Origin of the sequence: Aquirufa sp. (assembly GCF_044342065.1) — a bacterium.
Lineage (GTDB): Bacteria > Bacteroidota > Bacteroidia > Cytophagales > Spirosomataceae > Aquirufa.
Genome location: NZ_JBIIQN010000001.1, coordinates 127,349 through 148,254 on the forward strand (window position 1 = coordinate 127,349; position 20,906 = coordinate 148,254).

20 protein-coding genes are annotated in these 20,906 nt (G+C 42.0%); 10 read left to right on the plus strand and 10 right to left on the minus strand.

What is annotated here, in order from left to right:
- Nucleotides 1-1,260 (plus strand): aspartyl protease family protein, encoded by a 1,260-nt coding sequence (locus tag ACIQZ2_RS00530; RefSeq protein WP_395766874.1) that lies wholly within the window; start codon nt 1-3, stop codon nt 1,258-1,260.
- Here the strand turns inward: ACIQZ2_RS00530 and ACIQZ2_RS00535 are convergent.
- A complete protein-coding gene (locus tag ACIQZ2_RS00535) occupies nt 1,252-2,364 on the minus strand; it encodes an endonuclease/exonuclease/phosphatase family protein (protein ID WP_395766875.1) in 1,113 nt (370 codons plus the stop codon). The genes ACIQZ2_RS00530 and ACIQZ2_RS00535 overlap by 9 nt on opposite strands.
- Before the next feature lie 136 nt (nt 2,365-2,500).
- On the opposite strand from ACIQZ2_RS00535, the gene rpmB reads away from it, so the two are divergent.
- The gene (gene rpmB / locus ACIQZ2_RS00540) at nt 2,501-2,740 is read left to right on the plus strand and encodes a 50S ribosomal protein L28 (RefSeq protein ID WP_395766876.1); all 240 of its coding nucleotides are present in this window, start codon (nt 2,501-2,503) and stop codon (nt 2,738-2,740) included.
- 63 nt (nt 2,741-2,803) lie between these two features.
- Entirely contained in the window at nt 2,804-3,877 is a 1,074-nt protein-coding gene (locus ACIQZ2_RS00545; protein ID WP_395766877.1) for a ThiF family adenylyltransferase, read from the plus strand.
- Here ACIQZ2_RS00545 and rimO read toward each other — a convergent pair.
- Complete coding sequence (rimO, locus tag ACIQZ2_RS00550; RefSeq protein ID WP_395766878.1) at nt 3,874-5,196, minus strand: 30S ribosomal protein S12 methylthiotransferase RimO; 1,323 nt, start codon at nt 5,194-5,196, stop codon at nt 3,874-3,876. The two genes, ACIQZ2_RS00545 and rimO, sit on opposite strands and share 4 nt — an antisense overlap.
- A 124-nt stretch (nt 5,197-5,320) precedes the next feature.
- On the opposite strand from rimO, the gene ACIQZ2_RS00555 reads away from it, so the two are divergent.
- The gene (locus tag ACIQZ2_RS00555; RefSeq protein WP_395766879.1) at nt 5,321-6,028 is read left to right on the plus strand and encodes a DUF1080 domain-containing protein; all 708 of its coding nucleotides are present in this window, start codon (nt 5,321-5,323) and stop codon (nt 6,026-6,028) included.
- 21 nt (nt 6,029-6,049) lie between these two features.
- Here the strand turns inward: ACIQZ2_RS00555 and ACIQZ2_RS00560 are convergent, their stop codons facing one another.
- The 3 genes from ACIQZ2_RS00560 to ACIQZ2_RS00570 are packed head-to-tail and all read right to left on the minus strand — an operon-like array spanning nt 6,050 to nt 9,344.
- On the minus strand, nt 6,050-7,039 hold the full coding sequence (locus tag ACIQZ2_RS00560) for an SMP-30/gluconolactonase/LRE family protein (protein WP_395766880.1): 990 nt from the start codon (nt 7,037-7,039) through the stop codon (nt 6,050-6,052).
- A 32-nt stretch (nt 7,040-7,071) separates the two neighbouring features.
- Nucleotides 7,072-8,784, minus strand: a complete 1,713-nt coding sequence (locus ACIQZ2_RS00565) for a GMC oxidoreductase (protein ID WP_395766881.1) — start codon at nt 8,782-8,784, stop codon at nt 7,072-7,074.
- Nucleotides 8,781-9,344 (minus strand): gluconate 2-dehydrogenase subunit 3 family protein, encoded by a 564-nt coding sequence (locus ACIQZ2_RS00570; RefSeq protein ID WP_395766882.1) that lies wholly within the window; start codon nt 9,342-9,344, stop codon nt 8,781-8,783. Before ACIQZ2_RS00570 ends, ACIQZ2_RS00565 begins: the two co-directional genes overlap by 4 nt.
- A gap of 130 nt (nt 9,345-9,474) precedes the next feature.
- Between ACIQZ2_RS00570 and prmC the strand changes: the two genes are divergently transcribed.
- The gene (gene prmC, locus ACIQZ2_RS00575; protein WP_395766883.1) at nt 9,475-10,323 is read left to right on the plus strand and encodes a peptide chain release factor N(5)-glutamine methyltransferase; all 849 of its coding nucleotides are present in this window, start codon (nt 9,475-9,477) and stop codon (nt 10,321-10,323) included.
- On the opposite strand, the gene ACIQZ2_RS00580 is transcribed toward prmC, so the two are convergent.
- Nucleotides 10,298-12,358 (minus strand): S9 family peptidase, encoded by a 2,061-nt coding sequence (locus ACIQZ2_RS00580; protein WP_395766884.1) that lies wholly within the window; start codon nt 12,356-12,358, stop codon nt 10,298-10,300. The genes prmC and ACIQZ2_RS00580 overlap by 26 nt on opposite strands.
- 136 nt (nt 12,359-12,494) lie before the next feature.
- Here ACIQZ2_RS00580 and ACIQZ2_RS00585 point away from each other — a divergent pair, with 136 nt between their 5' ends.
- From ACIQZ2_RS00585 to ACIQZ2_RS00605, 5 genes are all read left to right on the plus strand, one after another.
- A complete protein-coding gene (locus ACIQZ2_RS00585) occupies nt 12,495-13,088 on the plus strand; it encodes a LemA family protein (RefSeq protein ID WP_395766885.1) in 594 nt (197 codons plus the stop codon).
- 1 nt (nt 13,089) lies between these two features.
- On the plus strand, nt 13,090-13,515 hold the full coding sequence (locus ACIQZ2_RS00590; protein WP_395766886.1) for a TPM domain-containing protein: 426 nt from the start codon (nt 13,090-13,092) through the stop codon (nt 13,513-13,515).
- The gene (locus ACIQZ2_RS00595) at nt 13,505-14,251 is read left to right on the plus strand and encodes a TPM domain-containing protein (RefSeq protein ID WP_395766887.1); all 747 of its coding nucleotides are present in this window, start codon (nt 13,505-13,507) and stop codon (nt 14,249-14,251) included. Before ACIQZ2_RS00590 ends, ACIQZ2_RS00595 begins: the two co-directional genes overlap by 11 nt.
- Nucleotides 14,252-14,284: 33 nt before the next feature.
- Entirely contained in the window at nt 14,285-14,863 is a 579-nt protein-coding gene (gene lpcA / locus ACIQZ2_RS00600; protein WP_395766888.1) for a D-sedoheptulose 7-phosphate isomerase, read from the plus strand.
- Nucleotides 14,864-14,978: 115 nt separating this feature from the next.
- Nucleotides 14,979-16,217, plus strand: coding sequence for a DEAD/DEAH box helicase (locus tag ACIQZ2_RS00605; RefSeq protein WP_395766889.1), 1,239 nt, complete (start codon nt 14,979-14,981; stop codon nt 16,215-16,217).
- 36 nt (nt 16,218-16,253) lie between these two features.
- Here the strand turns inward: ACIQZ2_RS00605 and ftsA are convergent, their stop codons facing one another.
- Genes ftsA through murG form a run of 4 tightly spaced genes read right to left on the minus strand, consistent with a single transcriptional unit; the run spans nt 16,254 to nt 20,901 of the window.
- Nucleotides 16,254-17,570: a cell division protein FtsA gene (gene ftsA, locus ACIQZ2_RS00610; RefSeq protein ID WP_395766890.1), complete on the minus strand. Its 1,317-nt coding sequence runs from the start codon at nt 17,568-17,570 to the stop codon at nt 16,254-16,256.
- 53 nt (nt 17,571-17,623) lie between these two features.
- Nucleotides 17,624-18,412, minus strand: coding sequence for a cell division protein FtsQ/DivIB (locus tag ACIQZ2_RS00615; protein ID WP_395766891.1), 789 nt, complete (start codon nt 18,410-18,412; stop codon nt 17,624-17,626).
- 12 nt (nt 18,413-18,424) lie between these two features.
- Nucleotides 18,425-19,804 (minus strand): UDP-N-acetylmuramate--L-alanine ligase, encoded by a 1,380-nt coding sequence (murC, locus tag ACIQZ2_RS00620; RefSeq protein ID WP_395766892.1) that lies wholly within the window; start codon nt 19,802-19,804, stop codon nt 18,425-18,427.
- Entirely contained in the window at nt 19,795-20,901 is a 1,107-nt protein-coding gene (gene murG / locus ACIQZ2_RS00625) for an undecaprenyldiphospho-muramoylpentapeptide beta-N-acetylglucosaminyltransferase (protein ID WP_395766893.1), read from the minus strand. The genes murC and murG overlap by 10 nt, the downstream gene beginning before the upstream one ends.
- Nucleotides 20,902-20,906 lie beyond the last annotated feature (5 nt).

Below are 20,906 nucleotides of genomic sequence, written 5' to 3' on the forward strand. Positions count from 1 at the left end.
ATGAAATCGAGTTTCATTTTTCTATTTTGTATATTTTTACTTTTCTCAGCCAGGGGAGAGCTTGTTCAGCTTGATACCTTAAAAGATTATAGCCTAGGGTTCCATTGGAAAGGTAAAAAAAAGAGCATTGAGGTGCCATTTGAAATGTATGCAAACCTGGTTGTAGTTCCCCTTAAATTAAATGAATCGGATACGCTACGGTTTTTAATCGATACAGGATTAGGAACAACGCTTTTGACAGATAGTTTGGTCTATCGCCGATTGAAACTACAACCCACACGTCAAATAGAATTATTGGGTTTAGGTGACGAAAAGCCCATTAAGGCGCAGGTAATTATTGATTTGAAAATTCAAGTGGGGCAGGCAACGGCTGTCCATCAAAACCTTATTTATGTGTCCAATGATCAATTAAATTTATCAGATTATGTAGGGACTAAAATTGATGGCGTATTGGGGTATGAGTTATTTTCCAATGCCGTGGTAACCATTGATTATGCAAAACAGAGGCTTGTGTTAACACAAACAGCTGATTACCGATATAAAAAAAGGAAAGGGAAGCGATTTGAATTGGAAATTATTGATAATAAACCCTACATCAAGGACTTAATAATTACGAGTAAAAAAGGTAAACAGCTAAGTGAATTATTATTGGATTCGGGCGCAGGGCATGTTCTATTCTTAGATGAAAATGGAGTTGATTCGAGTATGTTCAGCTATTCAGACAAAAAGGTTTATTTGGGTAAAGGATTAAATGGGGCTATTATCGGATCGTTGGGTAAAGTTCCCAAAATTCAACTTGGGGCCTGGTCATGGAATCAAATACCTACGGCTTTTCCTCATGCAAAATATCAGGTAGGGGGCTTGGACATCAATCGAATACATGGGAGTATTGGGGGTGAGTTTTTACGTCGTTATGTGGTTACATTTAATTATTTAGGGCAATACGTTCAGTTTAAGCCCGTTTCTAGGCAGTGGAAACGTAGTTTTGATTTTGGAATGTCCGGCCTAACGCTGAAATCACAAGGAGAAAATTTTCGAAGATTTGTTGTGGAGACCGTTCAAGTGAATTCCCCCGGAGAGGAGGCAGGTATTTTGAAAGGAGACGAAATTTGGATGGTCAATGGTATTAAGGCATCCGAATATCAGTTGGGCGATATTTATCGAATATTGAAAAAAAAAGAAGGTAAAAAAGTTGATTTGGTGATACTTAGAGGGCAAAATTTTCAACTGATCCAATTGAAACTCAGGAAATTATTTTAATTCGTAATCCCCCGCAATTGGAAAGTGATCTGAATAGTTAATGTTACGTAGCGTGACAAATTGATTAATCTTAAATTCTTTCGAAAAAAATTGGTTATCAATCCGTACCAAATACGGACTTCTATTCAGTGTGTATCCAAATCCCCGTCCTGCCTCTTCGAAGGAATTTTTCAACCGCTCTCGTAAGGTACCATAGGCCCATCCGTAAGGGGTTTCGTTCAAATCCCCTACCAAAATCACCGGATATAGACTTTCTTGTATGAGTCGGTTAATTTGAGACATTTCATCTTTATGTTGTATAAATCCTTTTCTCAGGGAATTCATGATGCCCCGTCCTTCTTTTTTGGCATCTTCAAAATCTTGATCACGAATTTTTCCAGTCACGCGACCAACACGAATTCCCATGGACCATAATTGCACATTGATGATTCGGAAGGTATCTTTTTTCGCTACAATATCTGCATACAAATAGCCGTTGGCCGAATTACCAAATTGCTTACCTTTCTGGCTAATAATGGGGTATTTTGAAAAGATAGCTAAGCCCATTTTTTCCTTGGCCTCAAAAAAATCTTCCTTTAGCGGAATAAAGGCATAATGGGGGTAAGCATCTTTCATCATATTTATGCTACGATAGGGCTTCCGATCCGCGTGTGAATAAAATTCTTGAAAACACTTTATGTCGGCATCGTATTCAAGCATAAAACTTTTTAATGCTTTGACTTTTTCTTCATTCCCCACATAGTTATTCGAATACATGCCATAAACATTGTAACTCAACACGCGTACGTTCTTTTTTGTAGTCGGAGTAGCTGTATTCCAAGCAATACTTCGCATGATAAATCCGTAGCCCAATGCGAGTACAATTAGTGGCAAGAGTGCTCGTTTAGCGCGGCGAAAAATCCAATAAATGAGGGATACCAAACAGAGTAATTGTGCGTAGGGAAGCGTCATCATAATGAAACCCGCGAGCCAGTGATCTATGATGAGCGAATAGCTCAATAAATAAGTTAGTAAGGTATAAAGGCATAAAGGCAAGGTTCCTAACCAGATTAAGGAAGAGATGATTTTCTTGCTAACGGATTCTTCGGATTTTCGCTTTGCCATGCCTCAAAGATACACAATCCGAGGCATTTTATAAATTTTACAAAGAGCTTTGGGATTTCTCAAAATATTTCCTACTTTTGCAATCCCTTTGAGGGAATTAAATCAGAAGCGCATACAATTTTAAAAACGATATATTATGGCAAAGGTTTGTCAATTGACTGGAAAGAGAACTCGTGTAGGTAACAATGTATCTCACGCCAACAACAAGACAAAACGTAAGTTTTATCCTAATTTGCAGACAAAGAAGTTTTTCTTGGAGTCTGAGGGTGTTTGGGTTCGTATGAAAGTATCTGCGAAAGCAATTCGTACGATCAACAAGAACGGTTTCGAGAAAACATTAATCGCTTCTGCTCGCAAGGGTACGTTGAGCGTTTAGTTATATCAAAATTTTTATCGAAATTAGCCTCCTTGAATTCAAGGAGGCTTTTTTTATTTGCCCATGTTGACACCTGAAGAATACAATCGGTACCAGAAACAATTAGCTATACCTGAATGGGATGTAGCGAAACAGGAGACGCTTGCACGCGCACACGTACTCATTGTGGGTGCAGGTGGTTTAGGAGTAAGCGTTATACCGTATTTAGCTGCTGCTGGCGTGGGTAAGCTTACGGTGATTGATCATGATGTTGTGGAGTTGAGTAATCTCGGCCGACAAGTAATTTACCAGAGTGACCAAATTGGTCAGTTTAAAGTTCATTTAGCCAAAGCCTTTGTAGAGAAACTGAATCCCCAAGTACAAGTTGTCGCCATAGCCGATAAATTCTCAATTGGAAATCTTGCTCTCATCGAATCTGTAGATTTAGTGGTGGATTGTACGGATAATTTTGATACGCGTTACCTAATAAACGATGTCTGTGTTCGCTATGGAAAAGCCTTTGTATATGCAGCTATTCATACTTGGGAGGGTCAATTAGCTGTTTGTAATGCGTTTGGGACAGGGCCTACGTACCGCTGTTTGTTTCCCGACGAGCCTAGTGCAGGTGAAATACCGACCTGTAACGAAGCGGGTGTGCTTGGATTTTTACCGGGGATGCTTGGTTTAATGCAAGCTAAAGAAGCCATATTTTATTTAGTAGGCATGGATTCTCCAGCTCAAAATAATTTACTTCGCTGGGACTCACGTAGCATGCGGATGCATACATTTCGAATGGAACGATCGGCTGATGCGGCTGAACGGATTTTTCCAAATAAACCTGTTGAACTGATTGAAATTAGTGCCTCAGAAGCAGCCACGCGCTTGCAGTCTGGCGAAGTTAAGTTTGTCTTAGATGTCCGTGAACCGTTTGAATGGGAGTTAGCCAGTCTACCTGGCTCGATTCAAATGCCTATGAATTCCTTGCAAATAAATCTTATTCCCAAAGAAGCCCAAGGCATTGTCTTATGTCATCATGGTATGCGTTCCATGTATGTGTTGAAACATTTACAGGCGCAAGGATTTACGAATTTGGTGAATTTAGCTGGAGGTATCGATGCTTGGTCTCGGGATGTAGACAATTCGATTCCGCGCTACTAAGAAACGATATCGCCGTATAAGTCGAACTCCTCTGCCTTATTGATTTTCACCTGAACAAAATCTCCCTGACGAGCATATTGTTCTGCCGGAATTAAGACTTCATTATCCACTTCTGGGGAGTCATGTTCGGTACGGCCTACAAAGAATCCGCTTTCCTTTCGGTCAACCATCACTTTGTATGTTTTTCCAATTTTGGCTTGATTCAGTTCTTCTGAAATACCTTGCTGAAGCGCCATAATTTCATCCGAACGTTCCTGTTTCACTTCCTCTGGGACATTGTCCTCCACAAGATATGCGTGGGTATTTTCTTCGTGCGAATAATTGAAGATCCCTAGACGGTCAAAACGCATGCGCTCAACAAACGAATACGTTTCCTCGAAGTCGGCTTCAGTTTCTCCTGGGTAACCTGAAATTAACGTAGTACGTAAAGCAATACCAGGTACTTTCTCCCGGATGTCCGTAATCAATTGCTCCGTTTTTTCACGGGTGATTCCACGGCGCATGTGTTTCAACATCGCATCGGAGCCACTCTGCAACGGCATGTCTAGGTAGTTGCAAATGTTTTCGCGCTCTGCCATGGTTTGCAAAATTTCCATGGGGAATCCTGCCGGATAGGCATATTGTAAGCGAATCCATTCCACGCCTGGAACGTCGGAAAGGCGTTCCAATAACGCTTTTAACTGTCGGCCCGACTTCCCTTCACCCTTCAAATCCAAGCCATAAAAGGTCAAATCTTGGGCTATTAATATTAACTCTTTAGCCCCTTTCACAGCTAATGATGTAGCTTCTTTCACCAATTCATCCATGGGACGCGACACGTGTCCGCCGCGCATCAAGGGAATCGCGCAGAAACTGCATGGGCGGTCGCATCCTTCGGCAATCTTTAAATAGGCGTAATGAGCGGGGGTGGTTAATAGGCGTTCGCCTACTAGTTCGTGTTTGTAATCTGCTTTTAAAGCTTTTAATAGGCGGGGTAATTCATTCGTCCCGAAGAACGAGTCAACCATCGGAATTTCTTTTTCTAAATCATCTTTATATCGATGTGATAGACAGCCGGTTACGTATAGTTTGTCAATCTTACCTGCTTCTTTGGCATCTGCATACCGTAAAATGGTGTCGATGGATTCTTGTTTAGCGTTATCGATGAAGCCACATGTATTTACCACGACGATGTTAGCGGTGTCTTTCTTTGCTTCGTGGCTTACTTCCAAACCATTGCCTTTCAACTGGGTAAATAGCACTTCGGAATCGACTAAATTTTTCGAGCAACCGAGCGTAACGATGTTGATGGATGGCTTTGGACTTACTTTGGTTTTCATGCTTGCTTTGAATAAGCATGCAATTTACGAATTAATTTGCAGCTTCAGACGGATTTTCATTCCGACGGGATACAAGTATTGAATTCTTTTTTTAGTATTGTACTTATTAAACTTAATTATACTCATGAAAAAATTGATATTAATTTGCGCTTGCATGGCTTCAGGTATGATGGCATTCGGGCAGGGACTAAACACACTTTCCAAGCAAGAGAAGAAGGCAGGATTTAAGTTATTGTTTGATGGAAAAACATTTGCTGGTTGGCATACCTATGGCAAACCCGGTAAAGTAGGTGCTTCTTGGACCATCGAAGATGGGGTGATCGGATTTGATTTAGCGCGCAAAGATGGCGGCGATATCATTACCGATGCTGAATTTGAGAATTACGATTTTTCAGTTGATTGGAAAATCTCACCGAATGGAAACAGTGGAATCATCTTCAATGTCACGGAGGATCCCGTGAAATACCGCAGTACATATAATACCGGGCCCGAAATGCAAGTGCTTGACGATGCCGGTCACCCAGACGGTAAAATCAATAAGCACAATTCGGGTGATTTGTATGATTTAATTAAATCATCAGTTAATGTGACTAAGCCGGTAGGTGAGTGGAATACGGCACGTATTGTTAATAACCGTGGATTATTGCAATTGTATTTAAATGGGTCGAAAGTAGTCGAAACACGTACGGATGATGAAAATTGGAAGGCGATGGTAGCTGGTTCAAAATTCAAAACGATGCCAGGTTTTGGTGTGAATATGCGCGGGCGCATTGCTTTGCAAGATCACGGAAATCCAGTTTGGTACCGAAATATTAAGATTAAGGAATTATAAGAAATAGGGGGCGAAAGCCCCCTATTTTATTTTCACACGAAGTAAATTCATATCTGAGGTGATGAACAAGAATTTTCCGTCTGTTCCACCAAAAGCTACATTGGAATTCGCATTTCCCGTGGCGATTCTGCCGAGTAACTTTCCGGCTGAGTTGATGATTAAAACGCCCCCTGGCCCTGTGGTCCACACATTCCCTTTTGCATCTACTTTCATGCCATCGTAGCCACCTCGGATTCCTTGCTTAGCTAATTCTGCTGCGTCGAAAAACAGTTTGCCTGCTCCTAAATTTCCAGACTTGTCTACTGGGTATGCCGTGATGAGCGTTGGTCGCTCGGAGGTACCCACATACAAAATGGTTTCGTCGGGATTGAAAGCGAGACCGTTCGGTCTGCCTAAATCCTTAATCTGCAAACTGATTTCCCCTTTGGTATTAATGCGGTATACGCCTTGAAAGTCAAGCTCTTTGGCGGGCTCTGGTTTTCCCCGTCCGGGTAATCCGTACGGTGGATCTGTGAAATAATAGTCGCCTGATTTCTTTTGAACGAGGTCATTGGGACTGTTCAATTGTTTGCTTTCGAAGGTATGGGCTAGGGTTTTCTTTTGCTCAGGGTGATTGAGCGGCATTTCTGCGATGCGGCGATCGCCATGCTCGCAGGAAACAAGATTCCCCTTTTTATTAATGATTAACCCATTGGCTCCCGGTTCTTGCGAATAAACGCCCGTGCCTGTATATCCGGAAGGCTTCAAGAATACTTCAAGTCCTTTCGCTTCTGACCATTTGTGAATGGTGTTTTCAGGGACGTCTGTGAAGAGTAAATAGCCTCCTTTTTTAACCCAAACAGGACCTTCTGACCAGGTAAATCCCTGGGCAATAATTTCAATTTTTGCCGTCGTATCTAGTAATGCGTCCAATGCTGCATCATATTGGTGGATTTTCCCGATGGTGGGGTATTGCGCCATAGCTGTGAGTCCAAGTGTTAGAAGGCCGAGGGTTGTGAATATTTTTTTCATAAGGCAAAAAAAATGGGCCGAAGCCCATTTAATTAAAGGTTACGTTTTTTGATTTCTTTGACTGCGAAATCGGCTGCACGAGCCGTTAAGGCCATGTAGGTCAGCGATGGATTGACACATGAAGTTGATGTCATACAAGCTCCATCCGTGACAAATACATTCTTCACAGCGTGCATTTGGTTGTTGCCATTTAACACCGACGTTTTTGGATCGCGACCCATGCGTGCCGTACCCATCTCGTGGATGGCCATACCTGGATAAGAACCGTTGTCAAATGCACGAACGTTTTTCAAGCCTGCGCTTTCCAACATCTCTTTGGCATCTTCCATCATATCTTTCCGCATCTTTTTCTCATTCTCTTTGAATTCCGCGTCGAACACGACTAATGGTATTCCCCATTTATCCTTATCCGTAGGATCCAAATACATTTTATTCTCGTGATACGGAAGTGTTTCTCCGAAACCACCTAGATTCATCATCCAAGGACCTGGTTTCGTCATCGCATCTTTGTAGTCTGAACCAAAGCTCATATCATTTACGCCGCGATTCCAACTTTGACGTGATCCACCTCCTTGGTATCCAAATCCACGTACATAATCACGTTTGTCATTACCGATGTTCCGGTAACGCGGGATGTAAATTCCATTTGCCCGACGGCCAATGTAGTATTTATCTTCGTCACCTTCCCATATTCCTGAAGCACCCACTTTGAAGTGGTGATCCATTAGGTTATGGCCTAATTCACCTGAATCATTTCCTAATCCATTTTGGAAACGAGAAGATTTTGAGTTTAATAATAAGGCCGTTGACGCTACCGTAGAACCACATACGAAGATAATCTTAGCGAAATACTCACGCACGTCTTTGGTTACGGAATCAATTACACGAACACCCGTTGCTTTTTGCTTCGCATTATCAAACAAGATCTCAGAAACGATTGAATCGGGGCGAAGCGTTAACAAACCAGTCTTAGCCGCTGGAGGTAATGTACACGATTGTGTACTGAAATAAGCGCCATAAGGACATCCTAAGCGGCATTTATTTCGGTATTGGCACGCTGAACGGCCAATTTTCAATTGTGCTTCTTTAGCTTCTGATAAGTTGGCCACCCGACCAATCGTCATGTTACGGCCTGGGAAGTTCTTTTCGATGCGCTGACGCACTTCTTTTTCCACGCAGTACATGTCCATCGGCTTCAAGAATTCAGAATCCGGTAGTTGCGGTAATCCCAATGCTTCACCTGAGATCCCTACGTGTTTCTCTACGTATGAATACCAAGGGGCAATATCTTTGTAGCGAATTGGCCAATCGACAGCAATGCCATCTTTTAAATTTGCTTCAAAATCAATATCGGATAAGCGGTATGTTTGGCGACCCCACATGATTGATTTTCCCCCTACGATGTCTGGACGGAACCAGTCGAAGCGCTTAACTTCTTTGTATAGTGCGTCAGAGTCATTCATCCAATACTTCTCAGTCATCTCGTTGTACGGATAATCACGGGAAAGTTTTGGATGGGAAGCCTTTTGCTCGTTGGTCAATAAACCATTGTATTTAAAATCCCACGGATCTTTGTAGCTCGGCTCATAGGCAGTTACGTGGTCGAATTTCTTGCCTTTTTCAAGGACAAGTACCCGCATGCCTTTTTCAGTTAATTCTTTAGCGGCATAACCGCCGGAAACTCCAGATCCCACCACGATAGCGTCATAGGTCATGGATTTGATTGCGTCAATATTCAGATTCATAGTGCCCACGTTTTTTGAGTTGGAGATAATGGCATGCAGCCGTCAAATTTGCCTGGAATCGAAAGGTAATCCAATGCTTTGGTTGCCCCGATTTCAGATGTAAAATATCCAGTAGTTGTCAATTCCTTCATCATGAAGAAGAAGGTTGGCTGGCCCTTCGAACTTTTACGTGCGGCATCGGATTCCAACATACAAGTTGTCAATGCCTCTTTGCGTTGTGTTAAGGTTACTTCTACGAATCCTTTACCGAATCGCGCTTGGCAGTCGGCATCCAACTTCGCCAACCCTGCTGCAAATGTTTTTTGACTTGCTTCTGGGTAGCAATCTTGTACGACACGAAGAACGAATTTTTCAACACCAGCTGCTTTGGCTCCAGGTGTATCGGTTGTTGGAATGATTACATCAGCGATTTCAGCAACCAATGATTCTTGTGATGCTGAGAATTGCACAAAGGTGGGATGCGATTTTTGTCCCTGAATGCCTGCCATGGCTGGGGCGGAAATCATACCTCCCATGAGGATGGCTACCCGCTGGATGGCTTCTCTTCTATTTAAGTTCATAGTTAATTGGATTTTACGATTCAAATATAGGATATTTTTTTACTTTGCCAAACAGCTATGAGTTCCGTAGCTTTGCCAAACCTTACAGGATTGGCAAAGCTAAATCCCCTAGAGGAACGAAATAAATAACATGTTTCTTGTATCAGTAAACGCATTATCTCAGCAAATTCAGCAAGCCATTGCCTCTGTCTATTCAAAAAGGGAGGCTAAGGCCATTGCGCAAGCGTATTTGAACATGACATGTGGGGTAAACACCTTGGATATTTTGATGGAAAAAGCGGTTGAGGAACCGGTCGATTTTAAAACGGATTTGGCCCAACTCGCCGCCGGGGTACCCCTACAATACGTGACAGGGAAAGCCTATTTTTACGACCGATTATTTTCATTGAATGCTGCTACGTTAATCCCACGTCCCGAGACGGAGGAATTAGTGAGTCAGGTATTGAAAATAATAGGATCTGAGGCTAAGCACATACTGGATATAGGTACCGGCTCTGGATGCATCGCGATTTCACTTGCTTTAGAAGCACCTCAATCTCAGGTAAGCGCTTGGGATGTGGCTGCAGAAGCACTCACAAAAGCACAAGAAAATGCGAGTCATTTAGGGGCGCAAGTCACTTTCAAGCAGCAAAATGTTTTTGAATGGTCTACAGATCAAACCATGTGGGATATCATCGTCTCCAATCCACCCTACGTGCTAGATGCAGAAAAAGCCGAGATGGAAGCACATGTGTTAGACCATGAACCGCATATGGCCTTGTTTGTACCTGATGAAGATCCCTTGTTGTTTTACCGCGTGATAGGCGAAATGGCACAGGATCGATTGAAGCCTGGCGGATACCTTTGCTTTGAAATCAACCGTGCTTTTGGCACACAAAATGTTTCCCTTGCGGAAGCGCAGGGATTTGAAAACATTCAGCTACTAAAAGATTTCCATGGCAACGACCGCATGCTTATTGCGCAGCGATCGTCTCATTAATGCCAAGTAAAAAAGCGTAATCTTTGGCAATATCCTTGAAGCGCTTGTAACGTCCCGAGGCGCCACCGTGACCGGCCGACATATCACAGTCGAGCAATAAGATCTTGTCATCAGTTTTTAACTTACGCAGTTTGGCAACCCATTTGGCAGGTTCCCAATATTGAACTTGGGAATCATGTAAACCCGTCGTGACAAATAAATGCGGATAATCTTGTGCGACTACATTATCATAGGGTGAGTACGATTTCATGTAGTGGTAATGGTCTTCATTTTTCGGATTTCCCCATTCTTCCCACTCGCCTGTTGTTAATGGAATTGTTTCATCCAACATCGTTGTGACCACATCTACGAATGGTACTGCGGCAATAACCCCAGCGAACAATTCAGGAGCCTTGTTGATGATTCCACCCATCAGCATCCCTCCAGCAGATCCACCTTGAGCGAATAATCGATTCGCGTCCACTTGACCGATGGAAACTAAGTGTTTGCCACAATCAATGAAATCGGTAAACGTATTCATTTTACGCATCATTTTCCCATCCTCATACCAATGGCGCCCCATTTCCTGACCACCCCGAATGTGTGCAATCGCAAACGCAAATCCACGATTCAATAAGGACAAACGACTAGATGAAAAATAAGGATCCATACTGTACCCGTATGAACCATAGGCATACAGTAGAAGCGGGCCTTTTTGATAGCCTTTTTTATAAACCAAAGAAATAGGTACCTGCACACCATCGCGCGCGGTGGCCCACAAACGCTCTGACTGGTATTCGTTTTTATCAAAGCCACCGAGAACCCGATCTTCTTTTAATAAGGTGGATGTTTTTGTTGTGACATCATATTCCAAAACCGAGTTTGGACAAGTCAGCGAGGTATAGTTATAACGAAGGGTGTGACTTGAATAGTGTGCATTTATGCCAATGTTGACCTGAAAAACGTCCTCATCCATCCGAATGAATTCGTTAGTATCCCCTTGAATCAATTGAATTTGGGACAGTCCATTCGTTTTTACTTCCAAAGCAATCCATGCTGTCGTTGCATCAAAATCCTCTAGGAAAACATCGGGGCGATGGGCAACTACTGTTTGCCAATTTGACTTGTCCGTTTTGCCGTGTACTCCACAGGCCATCAACTGAAAATTCGTTGCATCCTGGAAATTGGTACGAATCAAAAATCGATCATTTTGGTGTTCAATGAAATACTCTAATCCACGTTCGCCTGGCTGAAATACTTCGAAAGACCCCGTCGGGTTGTCTGTCTTTAACATCCGATATTCCGAATAAACACCTTGCTGGCTCGATATACTAAATATATATTCCTTCGACTTGCTCCTACTCAATCCCATATAGCATTCCTCGTTTTTCTCCTCATAAACGAGCACGTCTAGCGAAGAATCTGTGCCTATTTCATGGCGGAGTACCTTGGAGGCCAATAAGGTTTGTGGGTCACGGAGTAGGTAGAAGAAGTATTTCGAATCTGCCGACCATGCATAGGATCCACCTTCGGTATTTTCAATCGTATCGGTGAGTAATTCTCCCGTCAACATGTTTTTAAAGTAAACCGTATAATTCCGTCGACTCACTGTATCGGTCGCAAAGGCAAGAATTTGTTCATTATCGGATAATGCCAAACCGCCAACGGCGAAATAGGCTTCGTCTTTGCCTAGTTGGTTTCCGTGCAAAAGTATTTCCTCTGGTGCATCGAGATTCCCTTTTTTTCGACAGTAGAGTGGATATTCTCCACCGGTTTCATAGCGGTGATAGAACCAATCTTTTCCATTGAAATACGGAACGGATTGCTCATCGGCCACCATCCGTCCTTTCATTTCTTCAAACAATTCGTTTTGTAGCGCTTCTGTAGGCTTGAGTACGCTTTCGGTATAGGCGTTCTCTTGCGCTAGGTAATCGATAACTGCTGGGTTTTCCGGATCATTTAGCCAGCAGTAGGGATCTTGTCGGACGTCACCATGTATCGTTAATGCCTTCGGAATTTCGGTTGCTTGCGGCGGATTGGGAATATTTTTTAACATGGGTACAAGATAAAAATAAAATAATTGGATGAAAAGGAACGTTTATCCTTGAAAAAGCATTTTGATGTAAAAAATGGCGAGGCATTATGTTTTATTTATACCTTTGCCAATCAACTAACCATAAATTTTTTATAAAATGAACAGAACAATTTGGATTGTATTAGGCGTTGTAGCCTTGGTGATTTTTTGGGGAATAGGTGCTCGTAACAGTATGGCAACGGGAGAGCAGGATGTTAAGGCCTCATGGGCGAATGTTGAAAGTGCTTATCAACGTCGTGCTGATTTGATTCCTAATTTGGTTAAGACGGTTCAGGGAGTAGCTAATTTTGAAAAATCAACGTTGACTGCTGTGATTGAGGCTCGTGCTTCAGCTACACAAATGAAGTTAGATGCAAAGGACCTAAGTCCTGAAAATATGCAGAAGTATCAAGCCGCTCAATCATCTTTAGGGGGGGCATTGTCTCGATTAATGGTGGTTGCTGAAAACTATCCGCAATTGAAAGCCACGGAAAACTTCTCGGAATTGCAATCACAGTTAGAAGGTACAGAAAATCGTATTAAAGAAGAGCGTGATCGTTTTAATGATACGGTGAAAGCGTATAATTCATCAATTGTAACGTTTCCTAATAACTTAATCGCATCATTCTCCGGTTTTGCTGTCAAAGGATTCTTCCAATCAAACGCAGGTTCAGATAAAGCACCTGATGTGAATTTTGAAGAGAAAAAATAAGATGCAATTAAGCGCAGCACACGAAGCGGAAATAATCCAAGCTATTCAGGAGGCCGAAAAAAAGACTTCTGGGGAGATACGTGTGCACGTAGAAAGTCATTGTGAAGGGCACCCGATCGAACGATCGAAGGTGCTCTTTTTTCAAATGGGCATGCACCAGACCGATTTGCAAAATGGGGTTTTGGTATATCTAGCAGTTAAGGACCGTAAGTTTTCGATCATCGGGGATAAGGGAATTGATGCCAATGTGCCATCCGAATTTTGGGAGACAATCCGAGATGAAATGCGCCCCTTATTAGCCCAAAACGAATATGGTGCTGGTTTAGCATTGGGTGTTCGTCGGATAGGTGAAGCCTTAGCGGTTTATTTTCCATACCATAGAGAAGATGTGAATGAATTATCGGATGAGTTGTCGTATGGGGAATAGGGTTAGATTACTTCTAGGGCTTTTATTTATTTCACTTTCTGTTTTGGGGCAAGAAATTCCTGCGAAGCCCAATGGTTATGTATTAGACCAAGCGGGATTGTTGCAAGCGAATGAAGCCCAACAATTGGAACAAAAATTACGCGGCTATGCGGATTCTACTTCCACGCAATTTGCGATTGTATTAGTGCCGAGCACAGGGAATTCAGATCCCTATGATTATGCCATGGCGATAGGTAAAACCTGGGGCGTTGGTCAAAAAGGAAAGAACAACGGCGTGGTCATCTTAGTATCCATGGACAATCGCAAGATTCGAATTGTTACGGGCCGTGGGATTGAGGATGTGTTGCCGGATGCAACCTGTAAACGAATCATAAATCGAATCCTTAAACCTTCTTTCAAAAGAGGGGATTATTATGGCGGTTTAGATCTAGCAACCAATGAAATGATGCAGCGAGCTAGCGGTCAATTTCAGTCGGAGGCTTCAGATGACTCTGAAGGGATGCCTGTTTTTGTCATTGTGGTCCTAATTTTTGTCATCATTACGTTAATTAGAGCCTTTATTAATCGAGGTGGTGGGTCTAATCCTGGTTCACGTGGCGGCGGGATGTTTTTTCCTCCAATCTTCTTGGGTGGCGGCGGATATGACCGCGGTGGTTCTTCTGGTGGAGGCGGTTTTGATTTTGGCGGATTTGGTGGAGGTGATTTTGGTGGAGGCGGAGCCGGTGGGGATTTTTAAATTATGCGTATCTTTACGCAAAATTAAATTCAATTGAGAGATATCATTCAAGCCAATCTTCAGGAGGCCCAACAGGTTTTAGATCAGTTTTTTAGCAATCCAGCTAAGATTGAATCCATTGAAAATGCTGCAAAATGTTTGGTGAGTGCGCTTCAGCAAGGTCGTAAAATCATTTCATGTGGAAATGGAGGAAGTCATTGTGACGCCATGCATTTTGCTGAAGAGCTGTCAGGTAGGTTCCGTGAAAACCGACCTGCCTTAGCAGCAATGGCTATTTCAGATCCATCACATATTTCCTGTGTAAGCAATGATTTCGGGTATAATTATGTTTTCTCACGTTTTATTGAAGGATTAGGGAATGCGGGGGATGTTTTGTTTGGGATATCTACGAGCGGTAATTCAGCCAATATCATCGAGGCAGTAAAAGTTGCAAAGACTAAAGGCATGGCGGTAGTATTATTGACGGGAAAGGATGGTGGGCAACTCGCGGCTTTCGATAATGTATTTGAAGTACGGGTTGATCATTTTGGCTATGCGGATCGTATACAAGAAATTCACATTAAGGTGATTCATATATTGATTCAATTGATTGAGAAGGAAATGGGTTATTAGACGTTGGACGCTAGACATCAGACGTTAGAAGTTTTAAATTTTAGTTAATTGATTTTACATGTTTCACTTGGTCTAACGTCCAGTGTCTAACGTCTAAAGTCTTAAAAAAAACATTTTGACATTTAAAGAACTAGGCTTAGCCGAAAGATTATTAGAGGGGATTGATTCCATGGGCTATAAGACGGCTACACCGGTGCAAGAACAGGTGATGAAGCCCATTTTAGCAGGACGCGATGTCTTAGCATCGGCACAAACTGGTACCGGAAAAACGGCGGCTTTCTTGTTGCCCATCATCCATAAATTATTGACGGAAGAACATTCTGAAAATCACATTAATGCGTTAATTATTGTTCCTACGCGTGAACTTGCTGTTCAAATCGCAGGCAATATGGAGGGTTTGGGTTATTTTACCAATGTAAGTTGCATGCCTGTTTATGGGGGTGGGGATGGTAATTCATTTACGACTGAAAAAAATGCGTTGACCTCGGGTGTCGAAATGGTTGTCTGTACGCCTGGTCGTATGATTGCCCATTTGAATATGGGGTATGTGGACTTGTCTCATGTTAAATATTTAGTGTTGGACGAGGCAGACCGTATGTTGGATATGGGTTTTCATGATGATTTAATGAAGATTACGGGCCATATTCCCAAAGAGCGGCAGAATTTACTTTTTTCAGCAACAATGCCACCCAAAATGCGGGACCTTGCTCGTAAATTGATGCAGGACCCTGTAGAAGTTACGATTGCAGTCTCAAAACCTCCTGAGGCAATAGTCCAAGAGGCTTTTGTGGTGTATGAGAAACAGAAGAGCGCGTTAGTAAAGCATTTATTGAAGCGTCAAGATTATACCCGGGTAATTGTGTTCTGTTCTCGGAAACAAAATGTAAAATCACTGACTTCTGATCTGAAACGCGCGCGTTTCTCGGTAGAAGAAATTCACTCTGATTTAGAGCAGGACGTGCGCGAACAAGTTTTGCAGGATTTTCGTAATAAGAAAACCAAGATTTTAGTGGCAACCGATATATTGAGTCGAGGAATTGATATCGACGAGATTGAATTAGTTATAAATTACGATGTCCCGAATGATGGAGAAGATTATATTCACCGCATAGGTCGTACGGCTCGCGCTCAAACGAAGGGGACGGCATATACCTTAATTACGGAGGCAGAACAACGGAAGTTTGCTGCCATCGAACGATTACTTGAAAAGGAGGTTACTAAGTCGCAAGTTCCTGAGGAGTTTGGAGAAACTCCAGCTTACAATCCGAGCGAAGCTAAGCCATATAGTAAGTCTGGTGGCGGTGGCTTTAAGGGCAAAAAGAAGGTGTGGAAAAAAAGACCACCTCAAGCATAAAAAAAGGCGCTATGAAAAGCGCCTTTTTTATTTTGATTAATATTTTCCACCATCGTCATCTTCGGTACCAACCAAAGAATCCACGAGCCTACTAAAGACGTCTTTTATTCCCGGAGGTTTTGGTTTATCGGGAACCGTGGGAATTGTCCCACTAGACGTTAATGTGTCTTGTTCTTCCGAGCTTTCCACTTGGTCAAAAAATACTTGAACTAACCCTATGGAGGTAGCAAATGCAGGATCTTTGATGTCAGTGGTTAATCCAAAGGCAGGATTGGCATTGGGTAATCCTATGCGCGTTTCAATTCCGGTAATCTTTTGAAATAAATCATCTAAATCTGGCAATTGTGCACCACCCCCACACAAGACAATTCCGCCACGTAATAATTGAGGTTGAGTTGTTTTCTGAATTTCAGCCATTATAATTGCGGCTAACTCTTTCATACGCTCCTCAATGATTATGGCCACGTTTTTTACCGATATTGGCGTAGGTTTTCTGCCTGCAATGCCCGGGATTAATACTACCTCATTCAAGTCAATAACACGATGTAAAGCTGTTCCAAAACGTGTTTTTAAGGCCTCTGCATGTTCAATTGTAACATCTAAGCCAATCCGCAAATCTTCCGTTACGCGATCTCCTCCCCAATTTAATACCGTAGCATGTTTTAGCCGTTTATTTTGGTATAAACTAATTTCCGTTGTACCGCTCCCTATGTCCACCAAAACAACCCCTTGTTGTTTCTCGTCATCATTTAAAACAGTACTTGAACTTGCTAGTGGACTGAAATACAAGTTTCCACCTTTGATGTGTTCAGATTCGGCCGATTTCAACGTTCTTTTAAAAGAATCAAATTTTTCTAATTGAGCCGTAATGACCATGAAATTTCCTTGAATGGTGGCGCCAATTTGACCAATGGGTTCCAAGGTTTCTGGGAGATTACCGACTTTAAATCCGATTGGCAGTGTATGTAAAACGCAAGGGTTTTTCTCCGCTACATTCTTTTTTGCCTCCTCTGTGAGTTCGTATATATCTTTAACAGTAACTGGATCAGATGGATTTTTACGTGTTTTGGAAATCGTAAATGGCGTTACTCTAATGTGGTTTCCCGATAGGTTTGAAGAAAAGAAATATTCTTTCGATTTACCTGGAAGAGCTTGTGCGATTTGATTTATCGCATCAGCAATTGCAGCAGACGTCTTATCAATATTTACGATTTCCCCATGAATAATATATCCGGCCGTACTTGCAGTTCCAATAGCTACGATTTCTAATTGGCCATTTTCAGTTTGCTTCCCAGCAACCGCACGCACCGTTGAACTTCCAATATCAAGACCAATAATCAAATCGTTTCGCATATAATAAGAACTAAAGAATAAGTTGAATTGTACTAAAATATAAATTTAGTTAATTAATCACAAATTACCTGATTGTTATATTTCAAGTGTACCCATCGGTAGGTATTCCACCCTTTATTGGGGATAATTTTTTTATAAAACAGCGCTAGTTTTTTGAATTTAGTTTCAATGCGGGTTGGTAAACCAAAGTCTATATACGTCTTGCCGATTGCGGGAATTAATGTCACTCCGCCATCTGCTGCAACGATAACTTGTGTAATCTGTGCCCGCCAAAATTCATTGTTGTTTATGAATTCAAAAAGCGGAATAAGTGTTTTTCCACGTTCATCCAACAAGTTTTTACGGGTGCCTGAAAAGAAAGGACCTGATGCAATTAATACGCGAGGTGTGAAAAGTGAACTTGTACCAATAAACTTCCCCTCTTGGGTTACATATTGGTCTTTGTAATTCGACTCACCGGCAGTAAAATGTAATATTCGAGCGATAGGGCTATATTCCTTTACTGCTACAACAATTTTACCACTGAAATCGTGATGGGCTTCACAGGATTTGACCAACGGGATTTTTTTTACTCGCTCCTCAATATTGTGCAAGGAGATTTCATTTAATGGTTTATCAAGAAAATAGCGGGTACCTTGGTCGGTAACCATGACATTAATGTCCTCTTTACTTAATAGGGGTCTTTCGTTTTCTGAGTCTAATTTGATGACAATCCCTGTGCATTTGATTTCACGATAATTGAATTCGGCGAAAATGATTGCGCCAACAGTCAATCCTGCTAATAACACCAAGGTTAAAAGCTTTTTGACACGTGCAAAATCAATTCGAATTTTTTGACTCATGATTAAATAATCCTACGAAGTTACGGCCAATTTTAATTCATTCAAAAGCAAGTCGATATCTCCTGCGCCCATGGTAACTAAGAGTTTAGGTTTATCATGTTTCATTCGTTCAATAAACGCTGTTTTGCTGATTACTTGCTTGTTTTGGCTTGGAATTTTTTCTAATAATAAATAGGAATCAATACCGGGAATCTGGAGTTCCCTAGCTGGATAAATATCCAACAGGTATATTTCATCTGCCAATGCTAAGCTATCACCAAACTCCACTAAAAAATCGCGCGTACGGGAAAACAAATGAGGCTGAAAAATTGCGACCAATTTTTCGTTCGGATACAGGGCCTTAACCGATTTCAAACAAGCTGTAATTTCGGTAGGGTGATGCGCGTAATCGTCTATCAGCACATGCTCTTCTGTCTCAACGTGGTATTCAAAGCGGCGCTTTACGCCCTTAAAACTGGCAATGCCATTCTTAACTTCTTCAGGTGTTAATCCATGATACATAGCCAATGCTGCAGCCGCTAACGCATTTTCAATGTTATGAAATCCAGGTATACGCATGGGGATATCGCTAATCAATCCACCTGGGTACAACATATCAAATACCATGCGGTGATTTTCAATGCGGATATTTTGAGCTTGATAATCACCTTTTTCGATACCAAAGGTTTTGGAACCAAATGGGGCATCGAGTTCTAAACCAGCTTTCTGAATAAAAAAACCGCCGGGTTTAAGTTGGTTAACAAAGAGTTGGAAGGATTCTAAAACTTGTTCCGCCGCACCGTAAATATCTAAGTGATCTGCATCTGTCGAAGTTACTACCGCCGCTTGAGGATGCAAAGTCAGAAATGATCGATCATACTCATCGGCTTCTACGACACTGACCAGATTTTCTTGTCCTTTATTTGGGATGAAATTGGTCCCATAATTCTGGGTAATTCCACCTAAGAAAGCCGTGACATTTTTGCTTGCCTGTACCAGTAAATGTGTCAATAAAGATGATGTGGTCGTTTTTCCGTGCGTTCCAGCAACGGCAAGTGTCGGAATTTGTTCGGTCATCCAGCCCAAAATTTGGGACCTTTTCCACAAGGTGATGCCAGCGCTAATTAAAAAGTTTTTCTCTATATGATCTACCGGAATCGCCGGGGTATAGATAAATAAGCATTCTGATGGTTTTTCTAGGCATAGCTTTGGAATCAAGTCTACATCATCAGTATAGTGAATATTCATTCCCTCGGCTACCAGCTGCTGGGTCAATGGACTTTCAGTTTTATCATAACCAGCCACGGGATATCCATTTTGAAGAAACCAACGAGCAATGGCTGACATACCAATTCCGCCAATTCCTAAAAAGTAAACCTGTTTCAGTTCAGCTAGTTTGATATCTATACGCATGTTGAATTTTTTAGGATGGTCTCAGCGATTTGTTGAGCTGCTTTTGGTTTACCCATACCAAAACTATTTTCGGCTAAACGAGCGAGTAAGTCTTTATCGTTTAATGTTCTTAATGCCGTAGGTACCATATTTTCTTTTGCTTGTGAATCTGCCACGATGATAGCTGCATTTTCTTGAACAAGGCTTTTTGCATTGGCTGTTTGGTGATCTTCAGCAGCGTTGGGGAATGGCACTAATATACTGGGTTTCCCGGCTAAGCAGATTTCAGATACGGAAAGAGCGCCTGCGCGTGAAATGACTAAATCAGCCATCGCGTAGGCTAAGTCCATTTCATATATGAATGCTGATACGTAGGCTGAAAGTTTTGGATATTTTTCGCAAGCTGCTTTGGCTTCAGATTCAAAGCTAATGCCCGTTTGCCAAACAATTTGAACAGGCGTATCGGATAATGTTGCCAATCCATGTAAAATGGCATGATTTATACTTCTTGCTCCTTGGCTACCACCTATGATTAAGATGGTAGGTTTCTCTAGAGAAAGCCCAAAAAACTTCGAAGCGGCGGATTTCTTACCTGAAATATCAATCAAATCTTTCCGAACAGGATTTCCCGATAGGATTAATTTGGACGGACTAAAAAACTTCTCCATGCCGGGGTAGGCGACAAAAATCTGCTTGGCTTTTGAGCTAAGGGCTTTGTTGGTAATTCCAGCATAGGAATTTTGTTCTTGAATATAAAAGGGGATACCTTTTACCCAAGCGGCTAATAACATTGGTCCGGAGGCATAACCTCCAACCCCAATCGCTACGTCTGGTTTAAAGTCCGCTAAGATTTGAAATGCTTTGATAAGGCTTTTGGCCAACTTCACCGGAAATAGTATATTTTTCAGTAGATGCGCTCGGTTGATGCCTACGATGGGTAGTCCGATAATTTTGAAGCCAGCTTTGGGGACTTTTTCCATTTCCATTTTCCCTACTGCACCTACAAACAAGAATTCAATCGTTGGATCAATTTCTTTTAATGCTGATGCGATAGCAATGGCTGGGTAGATGTGTCCACCGGTTCCTCCTCCTGAAATAATGACGCGTTTAATACTCAAGGTAA

Bases quoted from the DNA above. Each gene is read 5' to 3' on its own strand.
- ACIQZ2_RS00535 (WP_395766875.1), bottom strand. From the start codon at position 2,364: ATGGCAAAGCGAAAATCCGAAGAATCCGTTAGCAAGAAAATCATCTCT.
- ACIQZ2_RS00595 (WP_395766887.1), top strand. From the start codon at position 13,505: ATGGGGAATAGGGTTAGATTACTTCTAGGGCTTTTATTTATTTCACTT.
- ACIQZ2_RS00545 (WP_395766877.1), top strand. From the start codon at position 2,804: ATGTTGACACCTGAAGAATACAATCGGTACCAGAAACAATTAGCTATA.
- ACIQZ2_RS00565 (WP_395766881.1), bottom strand. From the start codon at position 8,784: ATGAATCTGAATATTGACGCAATCAAATCCATGACCTATGACGCTATC.
- murC (WP_395766892.1), bottom strand. From the start codon at position 19,804: ATGCGTATAGATATCAAACTAGCTGAACTGAAACAGGTTTACTTTTTA.
- ACIQZ2_RS00585 (WP_395766885.1), top strand. From the start codon at position 12,495: ATGAACAGAACAATTTGGATTGTATTAGGCGTTGTAGCCTTGGTGATT.
- prmC (WP_395766883.1), top strand. From the start codon at position 9,475: ATGTTTCTTGTATCAGTAAACGCATTATCTCAGCAAATTCAGCAAGCC.
- ftsA (WP_395766890.1), bottom strand. From the start codon at position 17,570: ATGCGAAACGATTTGATTATTGGTCTTGATATTGGAAGTTCAACGGTG.
- ACIQZ2_RS00560 (WP_395766880.1), bottom strand. From the start codon at position 7,039: ATGAAAAAAATATTCACAACCCTCGGCCTTCTAACACTTGGACTCACA.
- rpmB (WP_395766876.1), top strand. From the start codon at position 2,501: ATGGCAAAGGTTTGTCAATTGACTGGAAAGAGAACTCGTGTAGGTAAC.
- ACIQZ2_RS00570 (WP_395766882.1), bottom strand. From the start codon at position 9,344: ATGAACTTAAATAGAAGAGAAGCCATCCAGCGGGTAGCCATCCTCATG.
- ACIQZ2_RS00555 (WP_395766879.1), top strand. From the start codon at position 5,321: ATGAAAAAATTGATATTAATTTGCGCTTGCATGGCTTCAGGTATGATG.
- ACIQZ2_RS00615 (WP_395766891.1), bottom strand. From the start codon at position 18,412: ATGAGTCAAAAAATTCGAATTGATTTTGCACGTGTCAAAAAGCTTTTA.
- ACIQZ2_RS00580 (WP_395766884.1), bottom strand. From the start codon at position 12,358: ATGTTAAAAAATATTCCCAATCCGCCGCAAGCAACCGAAATTCCGAAG.
- rimO (WP_395766878.1), bottom strand. From the start codon at position 5,196: ATGAAAACCAAAGTAAGTCCAAAGCCATCCATCAACATCGTTACGCTC.
- ACIQZ2_RS00530 (WP_395766874.1), top strand. From the start codon at position 1: ATGAAATCGAGTTTCATTTTTCTATTTTGTATATTTTTACTTTTCTCA.
- ACIQZ2_RS00590 (WP_395766886.1), top strand. From the start codon at position 13,090: ATGCAATTAAGCGCAGCACACGAAGCGGAAATAATCCAAGCTATTCAG.